Source organism: Desulfovibrio sp. 7SRBS1 (assembly GCF_049723905.1).
Taxonomy (GTDB): Bacteria; Desulfobacterota; Desulfovibrionia; order Desulfovibrionales; family Desulfovibrionaceae.
This window is the reverse complement of the sequence record NZ_JBJKFD010000001.1, coordinates 874,836-894,136: the sequence shown is the minus strand read 5'-3', so window position 1 is coordinate 894,136 and position 19,301 is coordinate 874,836. Positions and strand designations below refer to the sequence as shown.

Annotated in this window: 23 protein-coding genes and 1 tRNA gene; 1 reads left to right on the top strand and 23 read right to left on the bottom strand. The window is 56.7% G+C overall.

All coding sequences use genetic code 11. From position 1 onward, the window contains the following. Positions 1-9 precede the first annotated feature (9 nt). The 23 genes from ACI0FJ_RS04420 to ACI0FJ_RS04310 all read right to left on the bottom strand — a co-directional run bounded on the left by ACI0FJ_RS04420 (position 10) and on the right by ACI0FJ_RS04310 (position 18,467). The gene (locus ACI0FJ_RS04420) at positions 10-474 is read right to left on the bottom strand and encodes a hypothetical protein (protein WP_424299542.1); all 465 of its coding nucleotides are present in this window, start codon (positions 472-474) and stop codon (positions 10-12) included. Further along, positions 471-1,088: a phage tail protein gene (locus ACI0FJ_RS04415; RefSeq protein ID WP_424299540.1), complete on the bottom strand. Its 618-nt coding sequence runs from the start codon at positions 1,086-1,088 to the stop codon at positions 471-473. The genes ACI0FJ_RS04420 and ACI0FJ_RS04415 overlap by 4 nt, the downstream gene beginning before the upstream one ends. Beyond that, a complete protein-coding gene (locus ACI0FJ_RS04410; protein WP_424299537.1) occupies positions 1,088-1,384 on the bottom strand; it encodes a hypothetical protein in 297 nt (98 codons plus the stop codon). Before ACI0FJ_RS04410 ends, ACI0FJ_RS04415 begins: the two co-directional genes overlap by 1 nt. After that, positions 1,381-1,956, bottom strand: coding sequence for a hypothetical protein (locus ACI0FJ_RS04405; protein WP_424299534.1), 576 nt, complete (start codon positions 1,954-1,956; stop codon positions 1,381-1,383). The genes ACI0FJ_RS04410 and ACI0FJ_RS04405 overlap by 4 nt, the downstream gene beginning before the upstream one ends. After that, positions 1,949-2,407, bottom strand: coding sequence for a DUF5675 family protein (locus ACI0FJ_RS04400; RefSeq protein WP_424299531.1), 459 nt, complete (start codon positions 2,405-2,407; stop codon positions 1,949-1,951). Before ACI0FJ_RS04400 ends, ACI0FJ_RS04405 begins: the two co-directional genes overlap by 8 nt. Beyond that, positions 2,404-2,829, bottom strand: a complete 426-nt coding sequence (locus ACI0FJ_RS04395) for a phage holin family protein (RefSeq protein ID WP_424299528.1) — start codon at positions 2,827-2,829, stop codon at positions 2,404-2,406. Before ACI0FJ_RS04395 ends, ACI0FJ_RS04400 begins: the two co-directional genes overlap by 4 nt. A gap of 88 nt (positions 2,830-2,917) precedes the next feature. Further along, positions 2,918-3,910 carry a hypothetical protein gene (locus ACI0FJ_RS04390; protein ID WP_424299525.1) on the bottom strand — a complete coding sequence of 331 codons (993 nt, stop codon included), beginning with the start codon at positions 3,908-3,910 and terminating at the stop codon, positions 2,918-2,920. An 18-nt stretch (positions 3,911-3,928) separates the two neighbouring features. After that, the gene (locus tag ACI0FJ_RS04385) at positions 3,929-4,318 is read right to left on the bottom strand and encodes a capsid cement protein (protein ID WP_424299522.1); all 390 of its coding nucleotides are present in this window, start codon (positions 4,316-4,318) and stop codon (positions 3,929-3,931) included. Between the two features lie 3 nt (positions 4,319-4,321). After that, on the bottom strand, positions 4,322-5,686 hold the full coding sequence (gene sppA / locus ACI0FJ_RS04380) for a signal peptide peptidase SppA (RefSeq protein ID WP_424299519.1): 1,365 nt from the start codon (positions 5,684-5,686) through the stop codon (positions 4,322-4,324). Beyond that, positions 5,676-7,181 (bottom strand): phage portal protein, encoded by a 1,506-nt coding sequence (locus tag ACI0FJ_RS04375; protein ID WP_424299516.1) that lies wholly within the window; start codon positions 7,179-7,181, stop codon positions 5,676-5,678. Before ACI0FJ_RS04375 ends, sppA begins: the two co-directional genes overlap by 11 nt. Further along, positions 7,181-7,396, bottom strand: coding sequence for a hypothetical protein (locus ACI0FJ_RS04370; protein ID WP_424299513.1), 216 nt, complete (start codon positions 7,394-7,396; stop codon positions 7,181-7,183). Before ACI0FJ_RS04370 ends, ACI0FJ_RS04375 begins: the two co-directional genes overlap by 1 nt. Before the next feature lie 213 nt (positions 7,397-7,609). Further along, positions 7,610-8,410: a BRO-N domain-containing protein gene (locus ACI0FJ_RS04365; RefSeq protein ID WP_424299512.1), complete on the bottom strand. Its 801-nt coding sequence runs from the start codon at positions 8,408-8,410 to the stop codon at positions 7,610-7,612. Beyond that, positions 8,403-8,660, bottom strand: coding sequence for a hypothetical protein (locus tag ACI0FJ_RS04360; RefSeq protein ID WP_424299509.1), 258 nt, complete (start codon positions 8,658-8,660; stop codon positions 8,403-8,405). The genes ACI0FJ_RS04365 and ACI0FJ_RS04360 overlap by 8 nt, the downstream gene beginning before the upstream one ends. A 261-nt stretch (positions 8,661-8,921) precedes the next feature. Beyond that, positions 8,922-9,986 (bottom strand): type I restriction endonuclease, encoded by a 1,065-nt coding sequence (locus ACI0FJ_RS04355; RefSeq protein WP_424299506.1) that lies wholly within the window; start codon positions 9,984-9,986, stop codon positions 8,922-8,924. Between the two features lie 151 nt (positions 9,987-10,137). After that, positions 10,138-10,971 carry an HNH endonuclease signature motif containing protein gene (locus ACI0FJ_RS04350; protein WP_424299504.1) on the bottom strand — a complete coding sequence of 278 codons (834 nt, stop codon included), beginning with the start codon at positions 10,969-10,971 and terminating at the stop codon, positions 10,138-10,140. Positions 10,972-10,973: 2 nt separating this feature from the next. Continuing rightward, positions 10,974-11,219 carry a hypothetical protein gene (locus ACI0FJ_RS04345; RefSeq protein ID WP_424299501.1) on the bottom strand — a complete coding sequence of 82 codons (246 nt, stop codon included), beginning with the start codon at positions 11,217-11,219 and terminating at the stop codon, positions 10,974-10,976. 122 nt (positions 11,220-11,341) lie between these two features. After that, complete coding sequence (locus tag ACI0FJ_RS04340) at positions 11,342-11,575, bottom strand: hypothetical protein (protein WP_424299498.1); 234 nt, start codon at positions 11,573-11,575, stop codon at positions 11,342-11,344. After that, the gene (locus ACI0FJ_RS04335; RefSeq protein WP_424299495.1) at positions 11,575-13,470 is read right to left on the bottom strand and encodes a terminase gpA endonuclease subunit; all 1,896 of its coding nucleotides are present in this window, start codon (positions 13,468-13,470) and stop codon (positions 11,575-11,577) included. Before ACI0FJ_RS04335 ends, ACI0FJ_RS04340 begins: the two co-directional genes overlap by 1 nt. After that, positions 13,467-14,309 carry a hypothetical protein gene (locus tag ACI0FJ_RS04330; RefSeq protein ID WP_424299492.1) on the bottom strand — a complete coding sequence of 281 codons (843 nt, stop codon included), beginning with the start codon at positions 14,307-14,309 and terminating at the stop codon, positions 13,467-13,469. Before ACI0FJ_RS04330 ends, ACI0FJ_RS04335 begins: the two co-directional genes overlap by 4 nt. After that, on the bottom strand, positions 14,309-15,808 hold the full coding sequence (locus ACI0FJ_RS04325; protein ID WP_424299489.1) for a hypothetical protein: 1,500 nt from the start codon (positions 15,806-15,808) through the stop codon (positions 14,309-14,311). Before ACI0FJ_RS04325 ends, ACI0FJ_RS04330 begins: the two co-directional genes overlap by 1 nt. After that, positions 15,805-16,128: a hypothetical protein gene (locus ACI0FJ_RS04320; protein WP_424299486.1), complete on the bottom strand. Its 324-nt coding sequence runs from the start codon at positions 16,126-16,128 to the stop codon at positions 15,805-15,807. The genes ACI0FJ_RS04325 and ACI0FJ_RS04320 overlap by 4 nt, the downstream gene beginning before the upstream one ends. 56 nt (positions 16,129-16,184) lie before the next feature. Continuing rightward, the gene (locus ACI0FJ_RS04315; RefSeq protein WP_424299483.1) at positions 16,185-17,858 is read right to left on the bottom strand and encodes a DNA primase family protein; all 1,674 of its coding nucleotides are present in this window, start codon (positions 17,856-17,858) and stop codon (positions 16,185-16,187) included. Positions 17,859-18,390: 532 nt separating this feature from the next. Further along, positions 18,391-18,467: transfer RNA gene (locus tag ACI0FJ_RS04310), tRNA-Met, on the bottom strand. A gap of 86 nt (positions 18,468-18,553) precedes the next feature. Here ACI0FJ_RS04310 and ACI0FJ_RS04305 point away from each other — a divergent pair. Continuing rightward, entirely contained in the window at positions 18,554-19,291 is a 738-nt protein-coding gene (locus tag ACI0FJ_RS04305) for a glycosyltransferase family 2 protein (RefSeq protein ID WP_424299480.1), read from the top strand. Positions 19,292-19,301: the final 10 nt, after the last annotated feature.

Here is a 19,301-nt window from a genome sequence, read left to right as displayed (position 1 = left end):
TATACGCGCTCATAAATCAAATCCCTCCACAGTTTGTCGCGGAGCAGACCTGCGCCAGGTTGTGGTCAGGACTACGACCGCGTATCTATGCTGTTCACGTCTGGGGTCCGGGCGTCGAACCCGGACCGGCCATTGCCGTTCAAATTTGTTTTCCAGAACACGGACGTCGCGCAGGATGGACCGCACTCTGTCCGTAAACCCTGCCGCCCACTCCTCAAGTGACTTTGAGCCGCTGTTTGAGCTCATGCACAGCGTCACTTCGGCGGATATAAGGCTGTCATCTTCATCGTCTTCGACGGACTCCCAGGCCACGACCACGCAAGGAAACGCCTCTACCCCGCCAAGGTCGTCCGGCAGGCCTCCGATATAGACAGGAGGCGCTACTTCGGCGCCCGTTTCCGGGTGCTCCAGAAAGAAGCCCTGCAGGCCGTCTTCCAGGCAGCGTCCAAGATCTGTTACGAGTTGCGCGATCATCTGAGTCCAGCCTCCTGAAGCACGTAGTCGGCTTCGTGCAGCACGTTCTTCGTCAGGCGCTCAGACGCCTGCTCCTGCAGATCCAGAAGGTTCCCTTCGTCTTTCAGCGCCTGGAGATGCCCGGGACCGTAAAGTCTGCGGATGGGTTCTCTTTCCTCGCCCACGCGCTTAAATATCTGCGGCTCGCCGCCGGACCGAGGAGTTTGAATGAACGAGCCCTCTACAACCTTGCGCCCCGAGGCTTTTTTGACCTGGACAGAAACGCCTTTTTTCGGCCGTCGGCCGCCGGCCGTGACGGGGACTCGTGGCCTTGCCCCGTAGTGGACCAGCGGGACGGACATCTTTCCCACAGCCTTCAGTAGAGCGCGGGGGTAGTCGGCCCCCTTCTGGGGCTTAATAAGGGTGATGCGTTCGCGGATCTGCTTGGCCGGGACGTTGTAGTCTTCACGGACCTTCTTCACCGTGTCGGTGCGCATCCCGGTGATGGTCTTTGATAAGGCCCTGTAGACAGCCTTCTTCGCCCCGCCGGGGACCAGAGCCAAGACATCCCGCAATCCCTCAAGGGCCTTCTCCGCATGAAAAGAGTCTATTCTGATCAAGTCGTCACGGGCCATCAGGACACCTCCCTGTAGATAAGAATCTCGAGAAAGCCCCCTTGGCTTTCCGTTCTGGAGACAATCCACTGTTCGTCGTCCAGCATGAGAGGGCGATGCGACTTCGGTCTTTGCAGTTCCGCCTCCTTGACCACCAGCTTCTTGACCTGGACGTTAACGCTTTCCCGCGCCTCGTCAGGCCCCTGACCTTCGTCGTCGACCAAGGCGATCAGTGACGTGCCATTGATGACAACAGGCAAACCAAAGTCATCGAGGAAGATGTCCAGATCGTCCTGGATAACTTCCATCATGCTCATTTCTTCACCTGGCCCTTGGGACTACGAGAGCTGAACCACCAACCGACGGCAGTGGACGCCATGAAGATGACGTTGTGCACGACGTATGTGGTGATCTCCCCGGCCTGTTCAGACTCCAGCAGGATTCTGTTTGCGGTCATGTACTGGGTGAAATGGACGTATGTCCGCCAGCTCACGTAGCAAAGAAAGGCCGTCATCACCGGGCGGGTGATGCCGCGGATAAAGTCGGTGATGGTCAGCAGGAAGTCCGCCCAGGTGGTTTTCCCTGCGGAATAGGTGGCGCGGTCATGGTGCAAGCTGGCCTGATAGGACTCCGCTGCAACCTCGACCTCTCTGGAGGCCCGTTCTTCCCGTGCCTCCTGAATCCTGCCGTCCGTCTCGACCTGCATCATCTGGATTTCCTTGTCGGCACGTTCCAGATCTTGCTGGTGAAGCAAGGCGGCGGTTTTGCGCTTCTGCCATTCGCCGATCCAGGTGGATATTCCCCCAAAGATCGACTGAAACAGGGTGCCGATGCCGCCCGTCCCGACTCCGAGCAGGGATGTTCCGATCAAGTCCACGAGGCTAGGCATTGCTGTTTGCTCCTTCTCTAAAAATTCTGAGGTTCAGGGGGCGGCGCATGGTTCTGGCCATGAAGCGAGACAAGGCCGGAGTGCTGGCCAAAACGGCCGACTGCCTGTACAGGGCTCCAACGCGAGACCCCGGCAGGATGCATCCGTGGCTGTGGGTCCTGTATCCGAGCGAAGTGTCACCGGCGACGTTGCCGGCGTGGATCTGCACGGCGGTGCGTCCGGGAACATTCTCCAGTTGATACACATGGCTATTCCAGTGGTTCGACCACCGCCTGAAGGCTTCGTATTCCCCCTCGGGGATGCATGAAATATTCGTCTGATTGTCTCGCCAGGGCAGCTCTATGCAAGGGGTGGCAAACATCATCTCGGGGATGATGATCAAGCCCATAGTCCCTTGCGCGGTGGAGCTTTTGCGAATGATCAACACGTCAATGGGATCGCCCTGCCTCATTTCTTCCCCTCCTGAAACGACTCCAACTTGACGATCAGCTCCTGGGGGACGCGCATCCCGAGTTCGCCCAGATGGCGGCAGACAGAAAGGAACTCATTGATGCAGATGAACGCGACCATGAAGTCGCGCACATAGGTGGATATAAACGGAAGCGGATCCGCTAATGCCAGATCGAGCATGTGCGCAGACATTACAACCACGGCATACAATATAAACTTGCACAGGCCGCGGCGAAATTTGCAGCTGTTGTATGTTCCGTTTTCCCAGGCGCGATAAAAGCCGAGAGCGAAGTCGGTGACGTAAAGGACGGTCAAAGCCAGCAGCGCGACGTCGATTCCACCAAGCAGCCACGCCGAACAGCCGCCGATGCCCGCGAACACGGATTTCAGTGTCAGGTTGTCTAAAAAAACTTCTTTCAACATCGGTCGACATCTCCTGCCGGGTTGCGCCCTTTGGGGGCCGCGCCGAAAAAAAGGAAGAAAAACGGCGCAGCCCCCGGGTGGAGTGGGGCTATCGGATGGTGGTCAAAACGTATCCGCAGTTTTTGCTGATGTCGGACAGCACGTTGCCGTTGTCGTCGTAGCTTTTGATCAGGCGCACATCGATGTCGTGGCGCACGCGGATGATGGTCGAACGCACAGAGGGGTCGTAGTAATCCTCGACGACAAAGTCTTCGGACGCGCCTTCGTTCCATTTGAACGTGCGGGCGATGGACGGCTCGTAGATCTCTGAGCCCTGTTCGGCAACGCAAGCCAGGACGGCCACGTCGTCGCTCCAGATATCCTGCAGCTCGGGGTTCTTGGCGCGGTTCCCGCCGTTCATCATGGCGCCGGCCAGCTCGATCTGGATGTCAAGGTACGCTTCAAGATGCTGCAGACCGATGGCTCCGGTCTTGCGGGTGTCGGGGAACAGATAGTTGACAGCGTCCTTCACCTTGTTGCAGCGCGTCAGGTCAAGATAGGTCTGCCAGGTGATGATCAGTTTGTTGTAAAAGACTCCTTTCTTGCGGCCTTCGGTGCGAGCGTTGTCGATGTCCTTCTTCGGATCCGCATCGGCGGGGACAGTCCACTTCGCCGTAGCCGCGCCGGAAAGGAAGTTGCTCGGGTTGGTCAGCTTGGCGGCAACTTCGACTTCGAAGGCGCGGAGGACAGTGTTGGTGCAGAGGTCGGTGGCGCCCTTCTCCATGTCGATCTGGGACTTGTAGATGGCTCGGAATCGGTCATCCAGGGGATGCTCGTGTCCGCGTTCGCGGCAGGAGTAGTGTCCGGCCTCGAACTTGCCGGAGCTGCGCTGATAGGCAGCGCCGTGAGCGCGCTCGACCTTCTCCACGTTGAAGAGGTACTTGGCAGGCAGCACGGGGAAGTCTGCCGACTGGGAGCCGACCGGATAGTACGGCGCGACCTTGGAGGCGATAAAGCCCATGCTGGGGGCGTTGGTCATGGTCTCGTGGACCAGAACGCCCAGGTCCGGGCGAAGTCTTTCAGTTCCGTTTTCGGGAATCATGCGGGTTCTCCTTTATGGCTAGGCGGAAACGGTGACGACTTTGCCACCTTCTGCGGGGACAACTTCAATCACATCGCCGTCTTCGGCGGCGGCCTCGAGGGCCACGCCGACTTTGATGTAGTCGCCGGCGGCGGTGGGCAGGGCCTGGACAGTGCCGCTCGGAGCGGCAAAGACGTCTTCGCCGACGTCGATTGCGCCGCGCACCTCGAGATGGTGCGTGCCCGGCTTGTTCCAGTACGCGACTCCGATGGGGGCGCCGGTTTTTTGCGAGATGCGGGAGACCCCGACACCAAGGCGGGTGGCCGGGGCGTGAACCACCTGGCCGCTGGAGTTGAACTCCACGCGACGTCCTTCGACGATATCTTCAGCAGCGGGGTGGGACCCGATTCCATAATCGTTGTAGCTCATGGGTTACTTCTCCTGGTTCTTGCCGGCGAGCCAAGCCGTGTGGGCGTCGGGGTGACGGCGGGCCATGGCCATGATTGCTTCGCCTTTGGAGCACTTCGCCGTGTTCATGTGACTTTCCACCAGGGCTTCGAATCCTTCCGTGGCGGTGGAAGACTGGTTATGTCCATCCTGGCCGGCGGATTCGCCCATGCTCTTCTCGAACTCACTGAGCGCTTCGGCCTTGCCTTTGCGTTCAGCGGCCAGCGTTGCCTTGTAAAAATCCTTGGGGTCGGCTCCGGACTTAACCGCCTCCAGGGTCATATCCATGTCGGCCTGAGCTTCGAACAGGTCCACGACTCGGGCTCGTTCAGCAGCTGCGCCTCGGGCTTCCAGCTCTGCTGCGAGGTTGGGGTTGGAGGCGGAAAGCTGCTCGGCAGTCACCGCGGACAGGTTCATGACACCGGAATCGCCGCCACGGGCGTCGGTGTCACCAGCGGAAGAGGTTCCGGTGGGCATATGTTCCTCCTGGTTGGGTTGTTCGGACAGCTCCAAAGCTCGCGAAATAGCGAAGTCCAGATTGCCGATGGAATGAACGAAGCCTCGCTTCTGGGCTTCGTGGCCTATGTGAGTCGAGCCGTCCGCCAGCTTTTCGATCACCTCTTCAGCGGAGATGCCTTGATGCTGTGCAACGGCGTCAACGAACAGCGAATAGTAGTGGTCGACCCGTTCCTGCAGGTAATCCCTGCCTTCTTCGGACAGAGGCTTTTCGTCGGATGCCAGCCGTTTGTAGTGCCCGGCGGACAGAACGGTTCTGGTGATGCCTTCTTTCTTGTCGCGCTCCGAGTAGTCGAAGTGCATAGTCGCCACGCCGATGGACCCCACCTGCGCGTCTGCGGTGCAGATCATCTCCTGTGCCGCGCTACCGATCCAATAGGCAGCGGAGCACATCAGCTCGGAGGTGTGGGAGACGACAGGCTTTCCGGACTCGCGCACCCGGGCGATGGTTTCGGCCAGATCGTTCAGACCAAATACGCCACCGCCGGGGGAGTCGATGTCCAGCACAATGGCTCGAACGTCTTCGTCGTTTGCGGCTTGGCGGATCTGCTTGCCGACCAGCTCCGTGCTGCACCCGCCAGATATGGCGGAAAAGAGGTTCAGGCGGCGGGCGATTACGCCGTTGACGGGCACGACGGCCACGTTGTTCACGACGGCGTAGGGGCGGGAGGCGTTGTTGGACTCTCCCGCCAGCTGCGCAAAAATTTCACCACTACCGGCGCGGCCTTCCAGCATTGCCTGGGCAAAGTCCGCCACCTGTTCCATCTTGTTCGGTTCAAGGGCCCACACTTCGCCCACAAGGGCGGAGAAGGCCCGCTTCGCTCTAACTTTCATCGTCATCCTCGCTCTGTTCTTCCGTCTTCCATGCGGAATCAGGAATCTTGTAGGAACTCATGTCCACGCCGTACTCTCCCTCCAGGTCCTTGATGAACGCCTTCTCCTTGGCCACCTGTCGCAAGCCTTCGCGCCAGTCGTAGCCATTGCGACCAAAGATGGCGCGGTAGCTCGTGGTATGGCTTCCGAGCTCGAGCACGGAGGCCTTCGCCGCTTTTTCCCGGTCGATCTGCCGCATGGGCTGGGCAAGGTGTTCGGCGTGGCTGTATGCGTACAGGTTGGAGCGATATTCTTCGGGGGTCAGCGGCAGCCTGTCGCGCAGGGTGGCTTCGTAAAGGATCCACGCCCAGATGGGCTGGTTGAACTGGTCGTTCACGACGCGGTGTTCAAACTCGTTGAACTGCTCCGCCTTCTCCATGGACGCCTTGCTTGCGGAGTAGCTGGCCTGGAACTTGCGCATGACGTTTTCTGCGCCACGTCCGGTGGACATCCCCAGGCGGTCGATGATCGCCCCGAACATTTCGGAGTAGCGCGAAGGGGCTGCGTCGGGCTGGAAGAATGTCGGCTTCTCCTTGCCGGATCCGAACAACACAGTACCCTTTTCCAGCTCCATCACCCGCTGGTGCCATGGGGTGTTGCGGTCAATGGCCCCCTGCCCGAAGTCGTTGATGAAGAGGGTGAAGAGGTTGCGCACCATGGCGCCGACGACTGCGGCCTCCGCCAGGTCATTGGAATGGCGTATCTCGCCGATCATGGGACCTAGCACGGAGTCTTGGCGGTATTCAGCGACATTGCGGACATCGCTGACAAGGAGGAACCTGGGGAGGCCGGTCGTCTTGTCGTACACATCGAACGATGTGCACTCGGAGGACGGGGGGCGCATGGAAAGCGCCCCGGGTTTGCGGATCCAGACCTTTTCCGGCTCGCCATCCGTGTCGATCTGGACGCCGTCATAGATGTCTCTGTCGGCGAGATCGGAGGGTGTGACGAGCCGGAAGGGGTCGATGGGGAGGAGGCAGGTAGAGAACGGGGCTCCGGGCCGGGGCTTTGCTACGACCTGAAAGACGCCCACTCCCAGCAGCTTCCATTGGAAGTAGGCGAGGGCTTGCAGGCCGTAAATATTCAGACGGCGCGTGGCGTCGCACCAGTGTCTGCAGTCGAGTCCCCACTCCTCCCAGCAACGGGAGGCGGCGGACTGAAATTCGGCTTCCCACTCCGGCGACCTGCCGACCCAGTCCGTTCTGGGTGCCGGCTGGGGCGTGAGCCCTATGCCCACCGCCTCCACCACCAGCGACTCCAGAACGCCGTGTGCCATCGCGTCGTTGTGATAGAGATCCAGGGCACGCTCGCTGGCGCGTTCGATCTGCCGTTCGGCTTCCCGGCGGCTGACAACGGAGTTGGTCCAGTTGGAAAGTGCCCCCTGGAGCGACGCGCTGGAACGGCGGGCGTGCTTGGCGCGGGATGCGCGGCGTGATGGGGCAACGGGCTTGCGCATTATCCACGCCTCGCTGTGACGTTGCCGGCGCGGGCAAGAATGTTGCCTTGGCGACGGACGCGGTCTTCGCCGCCCAGCTCACCGCGGACCTTGAGGAGCACGTCAAGCCCGGGGCGCTTTATCTTGCGGCCATAGGCTTCGTACTCTTCTGCCTGCAGGGACTTCTCGAGGGAGGAATCCAGCGTTTCTTCGAGCTGTTTGGGATCTTCTGCCATTGGTTTCGACTCCATTCGCCGTGTTTTCGTGCGGCGGTAATAATGGGTCGAAATTACCAGCAGAGAAGGGAAAGTCTATACTTGCGGCGTAGTAAAACTATAGCGCTAGTAAAACTCTACACATAGAGTTTTACTACGCAGAAGCCCCCTGAACAGTGCCGGGAGAGGCTCTATTCAGGGGGCTGGTATCATATTATAAAGCAAGGGGCGTGCCTAAGGGCGTGGAATGATATTGTAGAACACCTTGTTTTTGGGTGTTGTTCGTTCCACTCCGGGGATGATCTTGATCGACCTGCCAAAGAGATTGTGCGTCGGGATGTCCCTTGCCGGGGTTCCCCGGCCTCGGCACCACACGCGGAACATCTCGTAGAGATCCTTGGCCTGCGTCTTCATGTGCCGGGGCGTGGGGACGCTCGGGTCAATGTCCACGATGGTCATTTCTTCCGCAATGAACTCCTCCACAAGGCCCTGATTGTCCGGGAACGGCAGGCCGTCACGCAGGTTGGGACGGTCTGGACGGGCGGCGAACAGCCCGCAGAACTCTTCATACAGCCGCTTGACATCCTCCTCCGTGCCGCCGGAAAGCCGGGCGGTCTGCACTGCCGCACGCATGGCCTGGCCACGAAGGGAGGGTTTGAGCGTCAAAGAGGCTGGAATTGAAGGTGTTGCCGGTGCGAACTTTTGAGCCTCATACCTTCCGGTGGTGCGAATGGTTGGGAGCACTTCGGAAGTGACCCACTTGCGAAACCGCTTGGCTTCCGGCTTCCGGCTGGTGAAGATCAAGGAATACAGGCCGGACTCGGAAACGGCTGAGACTTTTTGTGGTCCGCCTGGAGTCTCTGCCACCACAGTGCTTCTTTCATCTTCATCCAAGGGGGTGCCGGTACTGTCGGACCCCTTCCAAGTGATGTCTAAGCACCTGCAAAGATCCTTGAAGATAAACCAAGGCGCAGAGCCCTGCATGACAACACGCACGGCGTCGCCGTCAAAATCAAACGGAATAAGATTAGACACGGGCACCTCCAGAAAAGAGGCTCTGCCCCAAGTCGCGCACGTCGCGATCTACGTCGTCGTTCAAGCGGCGCAGGTCGCGGTCGATGTCGCCCATGAACTCGGACAGGCCGTCAAGGACAGCGTCTTCGTGTTCGTCGAAGTAGCTGGACATGGCCCAAAGCAGGGCAGTGAAGCGGGTACTGACGGATTGCAGTTGCTCGCGGCGGCAGCGCAGACGCGTAGCCGACTGGTGGTAAAGGTGGGATTTCACGACGGGTCTCCTTTGGTTTTTCGAATGGGCCTTCTCTGGATAGAAAAAGCCGGGAGTTCGAACCTCCCAAAGGCGAGGCTGGTTATTTTAGGCCGAAGCCCTGGACATTTCACCACTCCCGGCAAATATCGGTAATATTATGGCGCCCACGCGAGGGCACAAAAAAACCGCGTCTGACGGGGTGGCGGTGTCCGCCTTTGGATGGAGTTTCGACGCTCCGTAATCCCGTCTTTGCCATAACTGTTTTCACAATGTCAAGAACTACTCGTAATAGTCGGGGGTACTAAGGATCTTCTCCGAGTGCTGATAGAGGTCGTCTACCTTCTCGATGGGGATCCGTGTCTCGTTCTTTTCCGAATCAAAGACGCCCAGGTATTTTTGCCCATGGTTGAAGTGAAGGCGGCAGATGGGTTTTCGGTTATTATCGTCCAGAAGTATGCCGCAGTAGCTCTTGGTGTCCCTCATTATAACCCTGGACACGTCGACCTTTTGCCGCATGATGGCCTTGACGATGTAAAACCCCTCCCACTCTTCCTCGGTTGTTGTGAGCTTGATCTGCTCCGAAGACTCTGGCTTCACTTCCTCTTCGGGTTGCTCCGGCTTGTCTTTTTTTTGAGAAACGAAGTTTTCAAAATCGTTTGTCATCTTTTCGATGATGAAACTGTTCAGGGCTCTCTCGACAATCGGGGTGAATTGCTCCTTCACGGCCTTGGTAAACCGCCCGACACCAAGGCGCGATGTAAACAGCCTCACCATGTCTTCGGAAGGGGACTCTGTTTCGGCTGCAAAGATCTTCTTTATCTCCCTGGTGTACTTCAGCTCGGAGGCCGTCGAAAGGGTTGTCTCGAGATCAAAGTTGCTTTTGTGCAGCTTTTTCAATTCGGGGATAAGCTGTTCGTCGACGGCCAAAAAGTCAAAGATCATGAACGGCCTTTGGTCCATCTTGTTAGGCTGCTCAAGGTCGGTATAGAACTTATACGTCGTTCCGTCTGTCAATACGCCTATTCTCGCATCTGAATTGGCAAAATACCTTGAGAGCTGCGAGCATCTGCTGATGTCCAACTGGTCCCCGTTTGCCTTGCACTCAAAAAGGATCGCTGGCTTCCCTTTGATCTTGATGGCGTAGTCCACCTTTTCGCCTTTTTTGACCCCGTAGTCCGCCGTGAACTCGGGCACGACCTCCTCGTGGTTGAACACGTCGTAGCCTAGAGCCATAATAAACGGCATCACCATAGCCGTTTTGGTGGCCTCTTCTGTTTCGATCGAATCCCGGTCCATCTGGGAAAATCGCATAGACAGTCTTTTGATTTCACTTGCAAATTCCATTACTCCTCCGTCGCTGCTATTGTCATAACGGGTCTGTCGGAGTGGGGCTCGCCTAGAATCCGCCAGTCCTTAGACCGTCTTAGTCGGTCTGAAACTAATATAGAAAACAATCAATACTATCAATTACCGAAAAGCAAATGGGTCATAAAAGTTAGGCCTTCGGAAACTCCCTCCACTCACGGCCGTCGAGCAGCCCACGTTCAGCTCTTAGTGTCCCCACTTTCAGTTTTGCAAGCATGGCCACGGTCGGTTTTACCCCTGTCTCCATCTCACTAAATCCAAGCCGTGTCATTTCCAGACTTTCGGCTCTGGTATACAATGCAAGGTTGTCTAAGGAGCAGTTGGCCTTATCGCCATCCAAAAATCGGATAACGTAATCTTTCGGGACCGGCCCGTTTGCCTGTTCCCATACCCAGACATGCTTGTGCATGAAGCGAGTCTTTGCTTTGGTATATGGGTTGGGTATTGGCACTTTAATCTCGATGAATCCATCTTTATTGACACGCTCAGAGTACATAGGGACGGTATTAATCGGCACATTCCCTTTTTTAAACGACCCATTGTTAGCCCTGCAAACGCCTTTGCCAGCCAGCTTTGCGTTCCAAGGAACATGGCCTTTCTCATAACGGCCGGTTCGACCAGACTTGATCTTGTGACGCTTGGCGAAAGCCGTGATCTGTGCGACTTCTTTGTTTTCGCCAAAGTGATAGTTGAACGCGGCTGTTAATTCTTGGCGGCTCATCTTTGGATAACTCTCCTTGATAAACTCGACTTGTTCAAGAGAGTAAGTCAGTCGCTCCCCTTTCTCGAACCCAGGACGCCGATTACAGCGGATACCGTGATTCTTCAGGGTTGACCTGATCTGTTTTTCGGTTTTGTTTAATGTAAAAAGCTCATTAAAACGGCGGGTCAGTTCGGGGATGCGATAGCTTTTGTATCCTTCGCGCAGGAACTTAATGTGCTTTGCTAAATACCGAAAACGCATGGCTATACCTCTCTGTTTATGGACAACATAGAGGGGGCTTTTATGTTGCCGTCGATGGAGTTGGACGCAGCTACCTGTGCCTTGAGTACGAGGTTTGCGTTGGAGATGATTTCCTTCGCTATACTGGTAATAGCATGGGAGCGGCCTATCTCTTCTTTGAGTTTTTCACCTTCAAGCTCTTCGTCGCCAAGGCGCTCAAGCTGCGCAAATAGGTGGTCGTTCAAGTCGGTGAGCCTGTTCTTTGCCATGGTAATCTCCTTTCCTACTTATCAGGTTAAAAGGGTAGTTATTGTCCTTTGTTGTGGAACATGCGCCCACCGCAACATGCGTCGAGTATTTTTTTCATTTGATTGTCTCCTTTTTGATCTGGTTATCTGTCCGCTTCCACGCTTTTGAATCTCAGCCCGCAGGCCTTGCAGCGATGAAACCGCTCTCGACAAGATCCAGACCATGGCCCGGTCCATGTCACCCTGCAGCGCTCCGCTCCGCACACGGGGCAGATGGCGCCATATCTGGGGCTGTAGTCCACTGCTCCGGCGCCCTGAATCTCCTCTACCAGCCTGCGCAGATCCTCTTTTGGAATTGCCCGTAACGAATCGTGCATCAGAACCTCCGGAAGTTGGGGTTGATGACACGGCCGGAAAGGGGCGACATGGAAACCGTAGGCTTCGGATCCGCGTGGTTTTGAGGAGTCGAACTGCGGTACTGTGGTTCGGCGAGCAACTGTAAGGCTGGCGTCCAGTCAGGATGTGCGCAGGCGGCCGCATAGACTTCGCAGTCAAGCAGGTGGTTCGCCGCTTTTTTCTGCATCCAGGCCGCATTGCCCTTGCCGTCCACCTCTCTCTTTTCCGAGTTCAGCTGGCGAAGGTAGTCGTCGCCGACCTCCCTGTGCAGCCACATGGGTTGCAGCGAGTCGGGGCGCAGACGCACCAGGAAGATCAGATCCTTCAGGTCGATGGTGTCGAGCGTGTAGATGGTGATGTTTTGCTGGTACTCTCGCGGTACATCCCGATGCACGCCGGTTTCCGACCTGCGGACCACGACGTCCTGTTTGCGGGACGCGCCTTTGACTGCGAAGAAGTTGTCGTCGTCGGCCTCGAGAACCATCAGTTTAACCTCTTCAGACCTTGACCAGCCCTCCATGTGGGATTCGTCCCTGGTGCCGCCGAAGTCGATGGCGGTCCGCCAGATCGGCATGAGCACGTCGTCGCGTCCTTCCACCGGGTAGGCGGATCTGGTTCTTTGCGTATCTAGCGCCTCTTTGTTGGACAGCTCGCCATAGTCTATCAGCCAGGACTCTCCGGACCGCGCCCAGGCGCGGACCACAAAGAAGTAGCTGGACTTCTGGCTATCAACGCCCATCGTCAGCGCGACGGCTTCCGCGGGCACAATGCGAGGGGGCCTGTCATGGAGAATCATCTTTTTGATCTGATCTTCCGGGGTGTCGAATGTCACGACCTGGTAGGGCTTTGACGGGTGGGCGTTGTCGAACGCCTGCATGTCGGCTGGCGTTCCACGTTCAAGGGCAGTGAACCAATCGGACATCACCTTGCTCAGCGAAACTGTGCGGCTGTACCAGGACGGTATGATTACGCCCACGGCTGACGGACTGGGCACCTCGTGCTCCGAGTAGAGGTCTCCGCGCTGTACGGCGAGATTTCTGTGGTGGTCGTTCCAGCGCATGGCGCAGCCTTCGCACTCGTAGTATGCCGCTCGCTGCTGGAGGATCTGCTTCGGGTCGCGCATCTTGCCCGGGACCTTGATCTGTTTGAAGTCCATGAGCTGGAGAGTGCCGCAGTTCGGGCACTGGGCGCGGGGCTGGTATATTATCTGTGCCTCTGCCTTCATGTCACGCCAGATCGTGGACTGCCGTTCGTTGCCGCGGACTTTGGAAAAGCGAAGCACCTTCGCTTCGTCCTCATACGACATGGTCCGCTCGAGCATTCTGTGTGCCGCCTGCTTGTCAAGATATGCGTCCTCTTCATCGACCCCCAGCAGCCGGAGCGTCACCGATGATGCGGACGCGTCGGAGCCTGCATACATGCCGTAGATGGCTCCGAACTTCGTCAGGATCTTGCCGTTCTGGAGGGCTATATGCCTGTCTTCCGACAGCAGCTCTCTCAGCGCTTTGCTTCGCTTGAAGTGTGGCCCGAGCTTTTCATCGAAGATCCGAATCATCGTGTTTTGATCTGGCATGCCGATGCCGGCAGACGAAGGGTTGCGGCTGATCTCGGAGCACAGGCAGGCGTAGGCTATAGTCGTCTTCCCGGTCTGAGAGGGCGCAACAATGAAGACGGTCCGGACGGATGGCATGTCCCACAGCTCCATAATCCAGCGTCCGTAGGGATACAGGTCATGCCGATAGGTCTGGCCTGCGTGCGGGCCGGTAACCAGCACGAAGTCGTCAGACGCAAAGTTTGCCGTGGACTTCCACGGGCGGGACTGCAAGACCTGAATCTCGCCCGGATATAGAGTTATGGGAGGAGTGTTGTAGCTCATGCCGCACCCCCCTTCATTTTGACGTCAAAACGGTCGAGTGCAAGACGCGCCTGGTCGGGATCTCCGTCAACGAGCTCGACGAGCATCTCCATTGTTTCAACGTCTTTCGCTTTCCGGGCAGCGTCCCATTTTTCCCATGCGTCCCGAACTTCGTCGGTAAACCATTCACCCATGGCAAAGGCGTTCAGGCCGTCAACGATGCGCTTGCGAAAAGCGTCCAGCAGAACAGGGGAGCGGGAGAACATCCATCCGGACAGCGCCTCCGCCTTTTCTGCGTCTCCGTCGACCAGAGCGATAATCTCTTGCGCCACGTCCAGATCCCCGCCGAATGCGGAGATGAGTTCGGACTTGTGGTCTCGCATGAAAGAAGTCATGTAGAGCTTCCATGCCTGCTGCCGTTCGCCGAGCTCGCGTTCAACCTGGGATAGGGGGATAATCTCGCCGAGCTTCTCCTGGAGTTTGAGCCGCTTCAGTTGAGCGTCGACCTCTTTTACTTCCGCGTCGGCCATGGTTCTACGCGAACGGGCGAGGCCGGTTTCATCTTCCGTTTCGTCCGGTTCGGGCAGCTCCCCCTTGCTGCCGGAGACGATCTTGTCGCCCAGCTCACGCTTCGCGTATTGGTCGACCGTGCGCTTCGCGTAGCCACCAGCGCCGCGTCTAGACTTCAGCAGCGCCGCGTCGATGTGGTTATAGACGGTTTTCTGGGCAACGCTGAAAACCAGCCCTTTCTCCTTTGTCGCCACCTCTCTGTCGCCGTAGATATACTCTTCACCTATCTCGCACGTGAGGTAGCGATGTATCTGCGCAGCGTTCTTAAACCAAATTGCCTCTTTGTTCATTAGCGCACCTCCAAGTAGTCGCCGAAATAGTGGTTTATGATGTTGTCGAGCGAGTTCAAGCCCAGCTCAGGATCAAGTTCTATGCGGTTGAAGAGCCGCTCTCTCAGGGTGACAAAAAGGATCCGGCGCGGCTCGTCTTCTCTCAGCGCATCCCAGTCATTGCTTTCGATGCCCATCCAAAGCCCGTCTTCCCCTTGACGACGAAAGACTCGGAACTCTGTCCCCGCCATCGCGGCATAAAACTCGGAAAGCTCCTGCCTCCAAAGAGGCCAGGGTTCCATCCATTGCAGAACCTGCTCGAGTGTGGGGCGTGGGGTTGTCGCTTGAGGTCGCTCAGCGGGCTGCTCTTGGGCGGCTGGTTCCTGCGGCTGTGTCGTCGTTTCGGCTTGGCCGACCATCTTTTGCAGATATCTTTGGACGAATCCGGGGAGGCCTTCCCATACCCATTGACGGACATCGAGGCCGTTCCTGTACGCGTCGCCGACGTCTTTTCCCATTGACGGCGGGGCGGGGTAGCGAACGCTGTTCGGGAACTCCTGCTCCCAAAACTTGTAGGTGTTCGTCGCGCCGGCGGGATCGTAGTCCAGTGCGTTGAGTATAACCTTGGCCCTGCGCAGGATTCCGGTCACAAATTCACACGGACGCTTTGCAGCTCCACCGGCCCCAATCGCCCCGACACCCAGGTCGTGGCAAAGAGCCCACACCATTGCGGCGTCTCGCTCTGTTTCAACGAGTACCCAAATCCGGAATGCTGGGCGTCCGTAAACGTGGAACAGGCCGTTAGCGCCGCCTTTGACTTCCCAGTATTTACGATCATCCCCCCATGGTGTTTTGGGGTTGGGGCGACGCACCTTTAGCTTGACCACTTGGCCATCTCGTATCGCCGGGATAACCAATCCCTCTGGGAGCCAGATTTTTTTCTCTTTTCCCCGTTCGTTCTTCTCGTGAGGCAGCCCCCAGGCTGTAACAGGTGGCCACTTGTCCTTGTCGTTCCATCCCATCCTGCAAAGCCTGGCCACCTTCTGGCTGATCCCGCACCGGGCCAACTCCGCCAGTTGCTCTTTATTTTCCTGCAGACGATCGACCGAATGCTCTACAAAGTTGGTCGCTTTTTGAATCCAAAGATCAGGAGGGAATGCGGTTGAAGGAGGGGTCCATCCTTCGGGGCGGCGAGGCCGTGCGCCTTGCCGCACAGGACGCGTCCCGCCAGAGTCCGGGCAATAGGTCTTCAGAAACTCACGACACCCTTCAGAATCGTCCACGTCGCGACCGTTGACCGCGTTGTATATCCCGACTAGGTCGGAGTTCTGCCCGCAGCTGTGACAGTATGCCAGGTCGCGCTCATGGTTATAAAAAAACGCGCCACCAGGGGTCCCTTCCAAGTGGAAAGGGCAGTGTGCAGTCAGCTCTCCAGCCTTGAACGGCTTTGCTTCTGTCAGCAGATTCTCAGCTATTACCCTTCGGTCCTCACTGCCTAGGCGGTCCAGTGCCATGCTCATTGCGCACCCCCTTCTGCCGGCAGGCATCCTTTCGCCAAGCAGGCAGCCGAAAGGTCAAAGTCGGGGGCAAGTCTTCGCCTTTGTCTCAGTTCCTTAGTCAATGACTGGCCCCTTAAAAAGACAGTCTTTTGATATAAAGCACCGCAGTAATTGAAAAAACTGTCAAACTTAGAGAGAATAGACCTTTTTTCACTGTTACTCCCCCCTATATAAAACCTATCTATTTCTCTTTTTACTTTCTCTCTCTCTCTACTTTCTAAGAAAAAGGGGTAAGAGGGGTAAGATAGGATAAAAAGGAATGGAAAAATGTTTGTTTTCATGTGTTTACTCCTTTAGTCATTTCCGTAGACAAAAGCGGAGACCTTCGACGTAGGCGCTAGAATTGAGCCTGCTCTTTCTCGCGCCACTCCGGCTTGATGGTTATGTTGTAGAAAACTAAGTTCTTAGGGCTGACGCGGTGGATGTCCGTCCGGTTCCCGAAGTCGCTGCCCAGGGCTCGCATGGACCAGACCTTGTTTTCAGGTACGGCCTTTTCCTCGATGGACCACTTGCGGAAGGCTTCGTAGATGTGCTTCATCTGAGTCTTCTGCTCCTTCGGCGTGTTGCTTTCTGGCGCGTCCGGGTGAACCTCGAGGCAGTCGCGTATGAACTCGCCGATGAAGTCGTTATCTTCCATGAAGCTGCGGGTGTCTGAGAGAACGGACTCGGGCGGCATAAGGGTGCCCGATGCAATAAACTCGACGGCGCCGCGCACAGCCCAGGCCAGAATCCCCTGGAGGTTGTCCATAGTGTGCAGCTTCTTTTCGAGCTGTGGATCCATCGGGTAGACCTTTGCTTCCGGATCCGCTTCTACCCCGTGTTTGAATGTGCACGGGAATTTGATAATCCGGAGCCGCTCTTGAAATGCTTTGTCGTCGCCGTTGACAGTTGGCACGCGGTTTGTTGCAAAAAGCATTTTGAATTTCGGGATATACTCAGTCACATCCAGCGCATACATGCCGCGGCAGGTAATTGGGTCACCCCCAGACAGCTGCTTGATTGCGCCTTCCGAGAATCGTGCTTTTTTCGGGGCCTCGGATGCGCAGGCCAGCCTGGTGTGCTCAAGGGCCACCAGGTGCTGGTCCGGCTTGTCGGTGTTCTGCAGGCTTTTTTCGTCGAGCAGGTATTTGGAAGGCATCATCTGAAAATAGCTGCCCATGACCATCCGGAGTGTCCGGAAAAACACACCTTTGCCGTTGCGTCCTTGTGGCCCCCACAGGCAATAGAACTCCTGATGGGTCATGAGTCCTGTCATCCAGTATCCAACACACTTTTGGATGTAGTCGATCAGCTCCACATCTCCGTTGAACACCTGGCTAAGAAAGTTTTCCCAGAGAGGGCTTTCGGCTTGAAGTCCAGCCCACTCAATCGTGGAGGCGCGGTTGATGTAGAACTTAGGATCTGGTTCCAACGCCTTCCCTGTCCTCAGGTCGATCACCCTGTTTCCACAGGCAAATAGGCAGGGATCCTCGTTCCATTCTTTGCCGACCACGCCCAGGTAGCCAGGCGTGGCCACGCTGGCCAACGAGAGCACCTTGTTAATCCGCGCCGGATCCTTGAGTTCCTTTGCCCGGGACTCGTAGGCTTTTTGGTTGGCGATCATCGGGCGGAGGAAGTCTTTCTGTTCTCCCTTGGCCATGGCCTGAAACTCAGGCTTGGCCTTTTCCTCGTTTATCTTCTGAGCCATCCAGTGGCTCTGAGCTTTGTAGTCGTCGGCGATCTCCGTCACCTTGTGTGTATGGACCTTCCCGCGATCCTGTTGCCAATGCGTCTTCTCGTAGATGAACCACCGGCCCTGGATATTGTCGTAGGCCAGCCTGCCGTCGAACTTTTCCGAAAACCGGCGGGCGTCCCCCATGTGGTTGTCGTCGAAGTCTTTGCGCAGCTGGTCGAAAAAGCTCTTGTCCCGCGGCTTGCTGTCCTTTGGCGGTTCGTTTTCTGGCTGCTCGTTTGGTTTGTGGGCTGCTCGCTCTTCAGCGACCGCCTGTTCCACTTCCTTTTTAACGTCCATAGTCGACCACCTTTTGCGCGAGGTTTATTGGCCGGAGCCCTTCGGCAGGCCGGAGCAAGAATTGTAAAGTTGTAAAATAATTAAATGTCCGACCCCGCGAAAACATCGAGATTCGGAGCACCCGTATTCCGGGTGGCCTTGGGAGGACCCAAAGTCGGCTGCAGATTTTCGGACCTGCAATTAGACCTTTCTCAGCTCCCTTTTGGGGGGGGGTGCGGGGGAAAAGAAGGGGGTGCGGACCACTCAGTGGATGCGGCCGCTGGCGGCGGCCGCGATGATGATCGCAGGCTGGCAAAGCACGAAGGCCCAGGTGGCGACGTGTGCTATCGTCAGGGGTGGCAAAACGGGGGCAAAAGCCTACGCTGCACAGCTCGAAAAGGCTTGAGCAGGGGGCAAATAGGGGGCAAAAAATTATGGTGCGAGAGGGATTTTCCCGGCGGCAGGACGCAGCCAGGTTGCAGCGTGGGGACAAATAGGGGGCAAAACAGAAAAAGGACTTACGGAAGCTATGTCCGTAAGTCCTTGATATTCTTGGTAGCGGGGACAGGATTTGAACCTGCGACCTTCGGGTTATGAGCCCGACGAGCTACCGTGCTGCTCCACCCCGCGTCAGGAGGAGTGTTTCTATGCTGGGAGGCATTGCTTGTCAACCATGAGTTTACATTTTTTTTGAAAAAACATATTTCTGCCCGGTCATGAGTAACACACATCCACTATCTCTGGTTATTCCGGTCTATGATGAAGAGGATAATCTGAGGCCTCTTCACAGCCAGATTACAAAATCTTTGGCGTCATTGGACCGTGATTACGAAATAATACTGGTTGATGACGGCAGCCGCGACAACAGTTTGTCCGTCATGCACTCCCTTGCGGAGAGCGATTCTCACGTCCGGGTTATTGTTTTTGAGAGGAACTGCGGGCAGTCAGCTGCTTTTGCCGCTGGTTTTCAGGCGGCCAGCCATCCCATTATCGTAACCATGGACGCAGACCTGCAAAATGACCCCGCCGACATCCCAAAGCTTTTGCAACTGTACGATCAGGGGCATGATATGGTTGTGGGATGGCGGGCCAAGCGAAAAGATATTTGGATCAAGCGTGTTGGGTCTAAAATCGCCAATGCCATTCGCAACGCGCTGACAGGAAAAACTGTGCGCGATACTGGCTGTTCTCTTAAGGTTATGCGTGCCTCCATGGCGCGAAAGTTACCGGTATTCAATGGGATGCACCGTTTTCTGCCTACATTGATGGTTTTGCAGCAGGCTCGGCTTGCAGAGGTAGAGGTAAACCACAGGGCGCGGGAGCATGGAACCTCAAAGTACGGAACCCTGGACAGGGCGCTTGCCGGGCTTTATGACTTGGTTGGAGTGCGATGGCTTCGGTCCCGCTACATTGATTATTCCATCCGTGAAGATACCAAGAGAGGAACCTTGTGAGACATGTGCG